The 12,615-nt window shown below is 56.4% G+C and carries 5 protein-coding genes and 1 pseudogene; 4 read left to right on the top strand and 2 right to left on the bottom strand.

Going from position 1 to position 12,615, the window contains the following annotated elements:
* Nucleotides 1-3,483: beta strand repeat-containing protein (locus ACYVJM_RS21745; protein ID WP_461150340.1), on the top strand; the 3,483-nt coding region annotated here is incomplete at its 5' end.
* A gap of 4 nt (nucleotides 3,484-3,487) precedes the next feature.
* On the top strand, nucleotides 3,488-4,789 hold the full coding sequence (locus tag ACYVJM_RS21750; RefSeq protein WP_461150341.1) for a hypothetical protein: 1,302 nt from the start codon (nucleotides 3,488-3,490) through the stop codon (nucleotides 4,787-4,789).
* Here ACYVJM_RS21750 and ACYVJM_RS21755 read toward each other — a convergent pair whose 3' ends face one another.
* Complete coding sequence (locus ACYVJM_RS21755; RefSeq protein ID WP_461150342.1) at nucleotides 4,790-5,506, bottom strand: hypothetical protein; 717 nt, start codon at nucleotides 5,504-5,506, stop codon at nucleotides 4,790-4,792.
* Between the two features lie 32 nt (nucleotides 5,507-5,538).
* A complete protein-coding gene (locus tag ACYVJM_RS21760) occupies nucleotides 5,539-6,198 on the bottom strand; it encodes a DUF6766 family protein (RefSeq protein WP_461150343.1) in 660 nt (219 codons plus the stop codon).
* Between the two features lie 303 nt (nucleotides 6,199-6,501).
* Here ACYVJM_RS21760 and treZ point away from each other — a divergent pair.
* Both treZ and treY read left to right on the top strand, forming a co-directional pair.
* A pseudogene (gene treZ, locus ACYVJM_RS21765) lies at nucleotides 6,502-8,431 on the top strand (malto-oligosyltrehalose trehalohydrolase).
* On the top strand, nucleotides 8,373-12,608 hold the full coding sequence (treY, locus tag ACYVJM_RS21770) for a malto-oligosyltrehalose synthase (RefSeq protein ID WP_461150344.1): 4,236 nt from the start codon (nucleotides 8,373-8,375) through the stop codon (nucleotides 12,606-12,608). Before treZ ends, treY begins: the two are co-directional and overlap by 59 nt.
* Nucleotides 12,609-12,615: the final 7 nt, after the last annotated feature.

The raw sequence follows: 12,615 nt of genomic DNA on the forward strand, positions 1-12,615 counted from the left end.
ACCATTCCCGCTGGTAGCGGAGGGGCTTCCATGCCGGTCGACACCGCTCTGAGTGCGACCTCCCCTAATGCCATCGCCAATGCGGCCGTCACCAAAGCCATCAACCAGGCAAACGCCAGCATTGCATCCAACACCGCAGCTATCAGTCAGGCCACTGCCTCCCTTGCGGCTACTACCACAGCTACAGCGAACAATGCAGCTGCCATTAACCTGGCCAACGCCAATATTGCCGCCAATACCCTTGGCATCGCCACGAATGCGGCCAGCTTAAGTGCCCTGCAAACGCAGATAACGACTGCCACCGCCACCCAATCAGGTCCGGTTGACGATGCCCGCCTGAGCGCCAATGTCGTTAAAACGACTGGCTCCTACACAAATCCGGGCTGGATCAGCGCCCTTGAGCCGACCCGCATTACGCAAACCAGTTTATACCGGTTTGTTAGTGATGCCGAAAAAGAGACCTGGAATAGTAAAGTGGATCTCTCGCAGGTTCGATTGGCGATAAAAGACAGTGTTCGCGCCATTACGTTCGTCAATGCAGTGGTCACCAGCAACGGAAATTCGCTCACGGTAACGATTCCGAATGGGGGTGGCAGTGTCAATTCGGTTACGATCGACAATGTCCTGAGTTCGACCTCGACCAACGCGCTTACCAATGCCGCCATTACCTCGGCTTTCAATCAGGTCAATACGAACATAGCGGCAAACACAGCGGCATTGGCCAGTAACACGACCGCCGTCAACCAGGCCAATGCGAATATTGCCAATTTGTCAACCACTGTTGCGGCAAATACAGCCGGAATTTCCAGCAACGCAGCCAGTGTAACGGCTTTACAAACACAGCTATCCGTAGCCATGGCTCAGGTAGCCAGCCTGTCTGCTCTGGTTAACCAGTTGCAGCAGCAGATTGCCGTAAGTACGGGTACTTTCACCATATCGACACCAACCCTTACCGCAGCCATTTCGAGTAATTCGTCCATTGTGCTTTCCTGGCCAGCGTCGACCAACGCGACCTCCTATACTCTGGAATCAGCGACAAATTCCAGCTTCACGGACAATCTGGCCCTGCTGTCTGTATTAGCCGGTACCAGTTTCACGGCAACCGGGCTGACGGCGGGCATAACTTATTATTTCCGAATAAAGGCGTCGGGCGGGTCAAATACATCCCCATCCGGCTACGGCACTGTTTCGGCGACTATTTCAACCGTTCAACCAACCCTCGATCCGCCGACTGCGGTGGTGGCAACGCCACTCAGTACTTCAGCAATTGCTGTATCCTGGACGGGGCCCTCCAGTGCCACCGGCTATTCGATTCGGTTCGCCACCAACAGTAGTATGACATCGGCCACGGCCATTACAACGTCTGCCACCAGTATGACCCTGACGGGGTTAAGTCCGGCAACAGCTTACTATTTTGACGTGTCGGCAACGGCTTCGGGCTTTACGACATCCGCCAGTAGTTCCATCGCTACGGCAACGACGAGTGCGCCCGTACCAACACTTGCAGCGCCGACAAATATCGTGGCGTCGGCAACGAGCGAATCAACGATTGCGGTGTCCTGGACGGGCTCACTAAATGCCACCAGTTACTCGGTTCGCTACGCCACCAACAGCAGTATGACGTCGGCTACGACCGTCACCAGTGCGACCAATAGCATTACCCTGATGGGCTTAGCACCGGCAACGACCTACTTCATTGACGTGTCGGCCAGTGCTTCCGACTTTATGCCATCAGCACCCGGTGCCGTCGTTACGGCAACGACCAGTGCCAGTACACCGACCCTGGCGGCACCTGCCAATGTGGTGGCCACCCCACAGAGTACGTCAATCATTGCCGTTTCGTGGGCAGCCTCGGCCAGTGCCACCAGTTATTCGGTCCGTTACGCGCTCACGAGTTCGATGAGTTCGGCTACTACCGTGACTACTTCGGCTACCAGCGCCACCCTGATGGGATTAACGCCAACAACAACCTACTATATTGACGTATCGGCCAGTGCTTCGGGTTTTTTATCATCAGCACCCAGCACTGTCGTCACGGCAACAACCGGCGCCATCACCCCGACGCTGGCGGCACCTGCCAGTGTAGCAGCAGCCCCACAAAGTGCCTCGACGATTGCCGTTTCGTGGACGGCATCGGCCAACGCCACCGGCTACTCTGTCCGTTACGCCACCAACAGTAGTATGACATCGGCCACGACCGTCACCACGACCACCACCAGCACGACCCTAACGGCCTTAAAGGCGGCAACAACTTACTATATTGACGTGTCGGCAACGGCTTCGGGCTTTATGACCTCGGCACCGACTTCAGCTTCCGCGCGAACCAATGATGCGCCGTTAACGCTGGCTACGCCCACCAATGTGGCGGCATCGCCCCTGAGCACTTCAGCGATCAGTGTTTCGTGGGTAGCCTCCACCAGTGCTACCAGTTACTCGGTTCGGTACGCGCTCACGAGTTCGATGAGTTCGGCCACCACCGTCACCAGCGCCACCAACAGTCTGACACTTACGGGGCTGTCAGCCGGGACGACCTATTTTGTCGACGTTTCGGCCAGCGCTTCGGGCTTTGTTACATCGGCCACCAGTGCAACGGCTTCGGCAAAAACAATTGGTATCCTGACGACACCCACCAATGTAGTGGCAACGGCTACAGGCGGGTCGGCCATCAACGTTTCGTGGACGGCCTCACCCAATGCTACCAGCTATTCGGTTCGATACGCCACCAACAGTGGCATGACCTCGGCGAGCACGGTTACCAGTTCAGGAACGAACCTGACCATTACGGGGCTAACGACCCTGACGACCTATTTTGTTGACGTATCGGCGAGTGCTCCGGGCTTTATCGCATCGGCCACGAGTTCAACGGCTACAGCAACGACGACCGCGGCCTTTGTTGCTGAACGGACTTTCCGACTGGCGTTCCAGGGCGCAACCTCCGGTGTGGCAACAGCGGGCTGGAACCAGATAAAGCCGACGGCCACTCAGCTAACAACGCCCAACTCGTACACATCCGGTACGCTTCTGACCGAAACCGGGGCGAGTTCGACCCTTTTCGTAACCCTGGAGAGTGCCTATACCCAGGCAACGGCCAGCAGCTTTACCGCCACGGCGGGCAGCGTTTACCCGCAAACCATCATGCAGTCGGCCTGGCAGGTATCCTCGTCTAATCTGGCTGGCGGCCGGTACAGTATTAATGGCCTCACACCGGGCAAATATTACCAGCTGTACTTTTTGAGTGCCACCACCATAGCCAGTAACGCCACCGTGAGCTATACCATCAACGGGGCAACGAAAACAATCAACGCAGCCTTCAATTCCGGTGTTGGCGGGGGCAGCGAATTTGACCCAAACAAGGCGCTGGTCACTTATTTCAACGTTCAGCCCGATGCCAATGGCCGGATTACCGTTTCCAACAAATACGTTTCGGGAACCGTATCTCCGTTTACCACCTGTGTGATTCGTGAATCCAGCGTACCCCTTTAATCGTATGAAAAAATGCATTATCCTGCTCCTGCTCCTGGCTGCTTTTGGCCAGGGGCAAGCCCAATCGACAAGCGGTCTGTACAGGGTGTCGGGCAGCCGTTACGGACGGAGCACGGTAGCGGGAGTACCGTCCAATATCGTCACCATTACCGTCACGTACGCATCTGCTCCGACATCGCCGTCTGCTACCTTTACCGCCCTCAAGTACAACAAGCTGGCCTGGTTCCAGTATGAACGCGACGACTTGCTTTCGGGCACCTGGACTGATTATATTTTCTTCAATGGCGGTACAACGGCGGACGGACGGACCTATCCCGGCAAAACGTTTACGGACGGCTGCGGCAACAAAGTCAACTGGCGGGGCTCCGTAGTGGCCAATGCACGGTCTAACTTCAACAATCTCGACTTCTGGGGAATAACGGGAAGGCTGACGACACAGCAGGTAGCCACGATGGTGAAGACTGGCAAGTGGGGCGTAATGAACCACGGCTACTACCACGAGCTTGCCACAACCAATAACTTTTACCCGCCTGCGAGCGCTACCGCTTCACAGGCGGGCTGGGATATTGCCGAGAACCAGAAATTTACGTACGCCAAACTAAAGAGCCAGGGGGTCGAATACCTGATGCGGTGCGTCGTGGTACCCACCAACTACGCCGGTTTTATCAGAGGAGCCGATTCACTCAAATACCTCGGGTCAACCTCGACTAACGCCCTCGACGGGTATGAGGGATTCCCGCGTTATTTCGATCTGAACACGGCCAACAATGGCGGCAACTTTGCTCAGGAAGAAACACTGCCCGTTACCGGCTACAGTAAGTTCAGCAACACCGGTTTTGTGCAGTACACCCGCAATTTTCAGGACTCCTGGACACCAACGGTTATCAGTACGCTCAAGGCGCAGTTCGTCGACTTACTGGCCAAGAGCAATGCGGGCAAACACCTGGGCATGCGGCTCGGTACGCACACGGGCACCTACCCGGAAATGAGTACGTTCTTTAATTACGCCGACTCCATTGCCGCCGACCGGGTCTGGTTTGTGGGCATGACCGAACAACTCGAATACCGGGAAGTGAAGCGGCTGGCGCAAAAAAACCAATTCCTGAACGGAAATATACTGACGGTTAGAATCGACCTGAGCGCCGTGCCGGACGTTACCCGCTTCCGCGACATGAGCCTGCTCATAACGGGAGGTCCGATTGCCCACGTTACCGTGTCGGGTGTCGACTCATTCAGTTACGACACGGTAACGGGTCTGGTGAATGTCTTTACCGAAAAAACAAAAGGGTTCCCTGTTCCCCAATGATTACTTGGGCGTGTAGGTCAACTGGACAACAACGCCCTGATTTCCATCCTGATTAGACCGGCGCCAGCCGAGAGCCAGGGGTAAATGCTCCTGTAAATAGACCTCTACGCCCAGCACCAGCTGCCCGTACTCGTGTGTACCGGTGGCCCAGTCGCCCAGAAGGTGTACTTTCTGGTACCACAGCCCCGCATCGAACCCCACATGCCCACCCACGGTCGACCCTTCGGCCAGGTAGCGCTGGTTGCCGGCGTATCCGCCAATGACCGCTTTGTAATGGTCGTCATGAAAGCTGCCGCCCAGGTTAGCGTAGCCCCAGCCTACCCAGGCACTGTGCTGCCCCGTTGGGAACAGGTTCAGGCCCGTTTGTCCGCCAAGGCCAATGTGAAGTTCATCGGTCAGGTTAAACGTACGCTGCGTGTTGATCAGCAGCAACGGAGCGTACGGTAATTGAAGGGTGGTGTCGTTGCGGAGCCAGGTGCGTTCCGGCCGCTGGTAATCCACATTGTAGAGGTTCACGCCAACTTCCCAGTTGCGGCCCAGGCCATATTCGACCGTTGTCGAGAACCGCATTTGTTCGCCGTTGATATCGGCCTGCTGCTGCGCCATGACTTTGTGTTTGGGCACAATATCGGACGAAGGAACACTGAAAAAGGTTTGTTGCGCCAGACCAGCCAGGCTCCAGCAGAGGAGTCCGGAAAGCAGAAAAAGTCTTTTCATAGTAACTGTGTTGAGTAAAAGTTGACAGCCGGTTATTCGCCCGTTTCCGAATTCGGGGCATCTACCGGTTTGGATTCGGGCGAACCCTTCTGCCGTAAAAAAATGGATAAAACAACAATGGACAGCACCGACAAAAATTCGCTCTGCCAGTTTTGCAGCGATTGAAACCAGAATTCGCTGGTGCCCAGAAACTCCCAGAGAGAGAGCACTTCCGATTTGCCTTTCAGGGCCGACTCGGTATTGTACTCCCGAACGCCCCCGTAGGCATGCAGGAAAAAGGACAAGCCAAAAAGCAGGAAGAACGCGATGCTGAGCGAGTTTTCGTAAAGTTTCAGCACCAGACCGCCCTGCCGAACGGGCCAGGGTGCCCCGGCGCGGGTTGGCGATGGCTCCCGGTCCACTTCTTCCGGTTCATCCAGACTTTTGGACTCCGACGATCCTTTCTGCCGAAGCCAGACCGTTGCCAGCACGTATAGGCCCATCTGTAAAAACTCGCTTTCCCAGTTCTCGAAGACGGCTTCGATACAGTGCCCACTGCTCAGGTAAGCACCAAACGGAATGGGTGCCCGGCCGTAGTCGGTGAGGTCGCCGTTGAACTCGTGCCAGCCCACAACGATCTGCCCCGCCAGTGTTATCAGGGTAATGAAAAGGAGCAACAGGGAAAGGCTGTTTTCGTGCAGGAATTTCTTCATCGACTGGTGGTTTACTGAGCAGTGTAACAAGTGGAAGAAGCCATTGTTTATTTCAGTTTATTCATCTCCGGCGCTCCGTTTCATTCGCCGGAGCGTATATATACGTTGAGACTCACCCCCCTTATGCCCATTCACCCGGCCAGACCGGGTCACGACAGATTAGACCAATCGGTAAGCCCGTTGCCTCATTTCCGCCGGTTCTGAACAAGCCCGGACTCGTACCCGGCTGTTAAAACCAGCAAAGGAGCATTGAAATACGCCCTTGATGAACCTTTCTCAACGATAAGAAAACGAATTTAACGTATGAAACCTCTCGTCGACAGCGGCCAACGCTCGCTGGGCGTCACGTTCCCCAACGAACACGAAGCCCGTATTCAGGTATGGGCACCGCTGGCCAAATACATAGCCATCAAAATATACGGGCACCCAACTGCACTTCCTCTAACCTGCGAAGAACTGGGTTACTGGCACCTGACCACCAGCCAGATCAAACCCGGCGATTTATACACATTTAAACTCGACGGGCAGGAGGAATATCCCGACCCGGTATCCCTCTGCCAGCCGCAGGGCGTACACGGACCATCGCAGGCGGTGGACACAGCGGCCTTTTCGTGGACCGATGCGAACTGGGAAAACCCGGCGCTGGAGAGCTACGTGCTGTATGAACTGCATACCGGCACCTTCACGGAAGAAGGCACCTTTCAATCGCTGGAGAGCAAGCTGGACTACCTGAAAGCGCTGGGGGGTAACGGCCATTGAGCTCATGCCCGTTGCGCAGTTTTCCGATTCGCGCAACTGGGGCTACGACGGCGTGTATACCTATGCCGTTCAGCAGTCGTACGGAGGTGCCAATGGTCTCCAGCAGCTGGTCGATACCTGCCACAAAAAGGGTATTGCGGTGGTGCTGGACGTGGTGTATAACCACTTCGGCCCGGAAGGAAACTACCTCGGCAACTTCGGTCCTTACCTGACCGACAAGTACTGCACACCCTGGGGAAAGGCCGTTAACTTCGACGATGCCTGGTGCGATGGGGTTCGGCGGTACGTGCTCGAAAATGCCCTGATGTGGTTTCGTGATTTTCACATCGACGCCCTGCGGCTGGATGCCGTTCATGCCATCAAAGATTTCAGTCCGGTACATATCCTTCAGGAACTCCGGCAGAAAGTCGATGAACTCATGGCCGACACCGGTCGCCGGTACTACCTCATTGTGGAGAACGACCTCAACGATCCGCGCTACATCGACCCGCTGTCTGAGCATGGCTACGGCATGGATGCCCAGTGGAACGACGAGTTTCACCACGCCCTCCGGGTGGCCGTCGGCGAAGCACAAACCGGCTACTACGCCGATTTCGACGGGCTGAATCACCTGGAGAAATCCTATAAGGATGCCTACGTCTACGATGGTCAGTATTCGGTTGTCCGGAACCGGTTTTTCGGGGGTAAAGCCGAGACCAACCCAGGCAGGCAGTTTATCGTCTTTTCGCAGAATCACGATCAGGTGGGCAACCGCAAGCTGGGCGAACGGTCGAGCCAGTTGTACAGTTTCGACGCGCTCAAGCTGCTGGCGGGTGCGGTACTGGCCAGTCCGTACATTCCGCTGTTGTTCATGGGCGAAGAATGGGGTGAAACGAGCCCGTTCTTCTATTTCGTGAGCCATACCGAGCCGGAGTTGGTCGAAGCCGTTCGGCAGGGGCGAAAAGATGAGTTTTCTTCCTTTCATTCCGACGGCGAAGACGTACCCGACCCGCAAAGTCACGACACCTACCAGCAGGCCAAACTCCAGTGGCAACTTATCGAACAGCAACCGCACCGGATTCTGCTCCATTATTACCAGACGTTGCTTGCCCTGCGCCGGGAGTTACCCGCCCTGGCGCATCTGGACCGGACTAAACTTAATGTCGAGACCGATTCCGGGACCGAGACGCTGGTGATGCATCGCTGGCACGACGATCAGCATGTACTGTGCCTGATGAATTTTTCCAAACAACCCCAATCCATTACCCTGCCCGCCGTTGGCGAACCCGATGCCGACTGGCAGAAATTGCTGGACTCGGCCGATGAGCGCTGGTTGCCGGAACCCGCATCTACGGTGAGCAAAGCCCCCGAATCGATAACGGGTACCGAAACCGTTCTATGTCCGCCCGAGTCATTCATTCTTTACGCACAATCGCATGAAAAATCCCGTTTCCACGTACCGGATCCAATTTCACAAGGACTTTACCTTTCGTGATTTTGAGCAAATCATCCCGTATCTGGACCAACTGGGCGTCCGTACGCTGTATGCCTCACCCATTTTTGAAGCCGTACCCGGTAGCCTGCACGGCTACGATTCGGTAAACCCCCAGCGCATCAACCCCGAAATCGGTACCGAAGCAGAACTGCAAGCCATTAGCCAGCAACTGAGCCAGCGGGGCATGAGCTGGATACAGGACATCGTGCCCAACCACATGGCTTTCAACCCGCATAATTTGTGGTTGATGGATGTGCTGGAAAAAGGCCAGCTGTCGCCCTACGCCACGTTTTTCGACATCGACTGGCAAAGTCCCGTCCATCAGGGTCGACTCATGGTGCCCTTCCTGGGCTCTCCGCTGGATGAAGTCATCGACCGCAACGAACTCACCGTCGACTACCGGGAGGGGAAGTTTGTGATTACCTATTTCGACACGAGCTATCCGCTGAATCTGCGTGCGTACACGACCATTCTGAAAGCGGGCAATGCCAATCCGGACAAGTCTGTACAGCAGCTACTCGGTCGAATTGTCAAGAGTGCGTCCGCCAAAAACCCGGACCAGTACACCCGGCAATCGGACGAGTGCGTACTGGCGTTAGCGGAATTGATGACTGAAAAAGACGGACAAGTTTATATTCAAAACTGCCTGAAAACCGTCAACGGCACGCCATCCTGCATCCGGGAAATCACCAACCAGCAGGCGTATCGGCTGTGTTATCACGGCGAAACCGACCAGCAGATCAACTACCGGCGTTTCTTCACGGTCAACGCCCTCATCTGCCTCAACATTCAGGACCCGGCCGTCTTCGATGCGGTACATCAACTACCCAAAGCTCTGCTCGATGCCGGCGTTTTCCACGGCCTGCGGGTCGACCATATCGACGGGCTTCAGGACCCCAAACGCTACCTCCAAAGACTGCGCCAACTGGCCGGGCCGGAGGCTTACATCATCGTTGAGAAAATCCTCCAGAATGAGGAAGAACTACCTGCGGACTGGCCCGTACAGGGCGCGACGGGCTATGCTTACCTCTCGATGGTCAATAATCTCTTCACCCGCACCGAGAGTGAAGCCAGCTTTACCCGCTTCTACCACGCCCTGCTGGGCGAGAAAATGGCCGTGCGGACGGAGCTGCACGACAAAAAAGCCTATATCCTCTACCAGCACATGAACGGCGAACTGGATAATCTGTACGGGTTATTCCAGAACCTAAACCTACTGGACAAATCTGAGTTAGCGAGCCTGCTGGAGGACAGCCTGAAAACGGCCATCGGTGAGTTTCTGATTCAGTGCCCCGTCTACCGCTACTATGGCAACCAGATGCCGTTGAGTGAAGAGGAGACCACGGCCGTTCGGGCCATCTTCAGCCGCATCCGTAAGCACAAACCCGAACTGGCCCCCGCCGTTGGCCTGCTGGACGAAGCCCTGCTGCAGAACCCGCCCTTGGCCCCGGCCGATTATCAGCAGCGGGCCTTGCGGTTCTACCAGCGGTGTATGCAGTTCACCGGTCCGCTGATGGCCAAGGGCGTGGAAGATACGCTCATGTACACCTACACCCGCTTCATCGGCCACGACGAAGTGGGCGACTCGCCTGCGTACTTCGGCCTGACGGTCGAAGCTTTTCATCAGAAGATGCTGGACCGGCAGAGGCAGTGGCCGCTGGCCCTCAACGCCACCTCCACCCACGATACCAAGCGGGGGGAGGATGTGCGGAGCCGATTGAATGTGCTCACCGATCTGACCGACGAATGGATTGCCGCCGTGCAGGAGTGGCAGCAGCTTAACAAAGCTCTGAAGTCGGCTGATACGGGCAGCGACACGACCTCCGAAGCCCCCGACGCCAACGACGAGTACTTTATTTACCAGACGCTGATCGGGGCTTACCCTATGCCGGGTCAGGAAGACCCCGATTTCGCGGACCGGCTCAACGAGTACTTGCAAAAAGCCATGCGGGAGGCCAAGCGTAACTCGACCTACGATGCCCCCAACGAAGCCTACGAAACCGCCACGCAAACCTTTGCCCGGCAGCTGCTGGACCCGAAACGGCCTTTCTGGGCCAGCTTTCAACAATTTCACCAGCGCATTGCCGACTTTGGCATCATCAACTCGCTGGCGCAGGTGCTGCTCAAATGCACCAGTCCGGGTGTGCCGGATATTTACCAGGGCTGCGAAGGCTGGGATCTGAGCCTGGTGGACCCCGACAACCGTCGGCCAATCGACTTTGCGCCCCGGCAACGGGCACTGGATGAGCTGGCGACCCATGACCCGGCAACCCTGTTGCCCGACCTGTGGAGCACTCGCTACGATGCCCGGATCAAGCAGTGGTTGGTGCATATCCTGCTCACCGAACGCAACCGGCAGCCCGAGTTGTTTGCGCACGGGCATTACGTGCCGTTGGAGGTAAAGGGGCATTACAAACAGCATGTGCTGGCCTTTGCCCGCCGGTATCAGCAGTTGTGGTACGTAGTGGTGGTGCCGCTGGGTCTGGCCCGTCTGTGCCGCCAGCAGAAAAAAGATGCGCTGGAACTGGCGTGGCTGGATACGCGGATTATCCTGCCCGATGGTGCCCCCGCTTCCTGGCAGCATTGCCTGGTAGACCGGGAAGGGAAGGCAACCGATGGCCTTCTCGTTTCCGATTTATTTGGTCAACTTCCACTGGCCGTAATTAAACTGAAAAAGCGTCCTACTGAGCGTAGTGCGGGGATTTTAATGCCAATCACCTCACTCCCTTCCCCTTTTGGCATTGGCGATTTCGGGCCGGAAGCGCTGGCGTTTGCCGATTTTCTCAGCCGCAGCCAGCAGACGTACTGGCAGGTGTTGCCCCTTAATCCGGTGGCGGGGGAGTGCGCCTACTCGCCTTACAGCGCCATATCGAGCATGGCAGGTGACCCGTTTTTACTGAGTCCCGAGTGGCTGGTTCAGGATGGGCTGTTAACCGAAGCCGATTTGCCGTCCGCTTACCTGCCGCTTACTGCTGAAGTGGATTATAACGCTGTTTATCGGACAAAAGAGAAGTTGCTCAAGAAGGCTTACGAAACCGCTAAACAGCAACAGAGCGATACCGACGACTTTCCCCTGTTTTGCCAGCGGGAAGCGGATTGGCTCGACGACTTTGCCCTGTTCGCCGTTCTGAAAGAACACCATGACAACCAGCCCTGGCATCGCTGGCCGAAACCATATAAATTCCGTCAGGCGAAAGCGCTGGAACCGTTCCGGGCCGAGCAGGCCGAGGCCATTCGGGAGGTAAAATGGCGTCAGTTTATATTTGCCCGCCAGTGGAACAGGCTGAAAACGTATGGCAACAGCCTGGGGATTCAGTTTTTCGGTGATCTGCCATTTTACATGAATTACGATTCGGCGGATGTGTGGGCAAACCCGGCGTTTTTCAGCCTTGATAAAGACGGGGCCATGATTGGTGTCGCTGGTGTGCCGCCCGATTATTTCAATGCCAGCGGCCAGCGGTGGGGCATGCCCGTTTTTCGGTGGGAAAACCTCAAAAAGCAGGGGTATTCCTGGTGGATAGCTCGTCTGCGAAAGAATCAGGAACGCTACGATTTGCTGCGGCTGGATCATTTTCGGGCGTTTGCCAGCTACTGGGAAGTAGCCGCTCACGAAGAGACGGCCATCCGGGGTGAGTGGAAGCCGGGGCCGGGAGCCGACTTCTTCCGAACGGTGCAAAGCGAACTCGGCGAACTCCCTTTTGTAGCCGAAGACCTCGGCGACATCGATGCCGATGTGTATACCCTACGCGACGAATTCGGCTTGCCGGGCATGAAAGTCATTCAGTTTGCCTTTGGTGAGGATATGCCCGAAACCGTAGACATTCCGCATCACCATACACCCAACGCCATCGCTTATACCGGTACACACGACAACAACACCAGCGTGGGCTGGTATCGGCAGGACAGCAGCCACGAACACCGCAGCCAGTTGGAACGCTACGTAGGTCATCCGGTATCGCAGCTCGATGTCCATCTGGTACTGGGTCGGCTGGTGTACGCGTCGGTGGCGAATACGGCCATTCTGCCCTTGCCCGATGTGCTGGGGCTGGACGAGTCGGCCCGGCTGAATACCCCGGCTTCGGACGCCGGCAACTGGACCTGGCGGCTGCTTCCGGGGCAGCTGGACCCGGCCATAGAACAGCGCCTTCGGGAGTGGACCACCGTCTACAACCGATAGTTGACAC

The organism is Spirosoma pulveris, from assembly GCF_054781875.1.

Excerpts from the sequence above, each read along its gene's own strand:
- ACYVJM_RS21750 (WP_461150341.1), top strand. The coding sequence starts at position 3,488 with ATGAAAAAATGCATTATCCTGCTCCTGCTCCTGGCTGCTTTTGGCCAG.
- ACYVJM_RS21760 (WP_461150343.1), bottom strand. The coding sequence starts at position 6,198 with ATGAAGAAATTCCTGCACGAAAACAGCCTTTCCCTGTTGCTCCTTTTC.
- treY (WP_461150344.1), top strand. The coding sequence starts at position 8,373 with ATGAAAAATCCCGTTTCCACGTACCGGATCCAATTTCACAAGGACTTT.
- ACYVJM_RS21755 (WP_461150342.1), bottom strand. The coding sequence starts at position 5,506 with ATGAAAAGACTTTTTCTGCTTTCCGGACTCCTCTGCTGGAGCCTGGCT.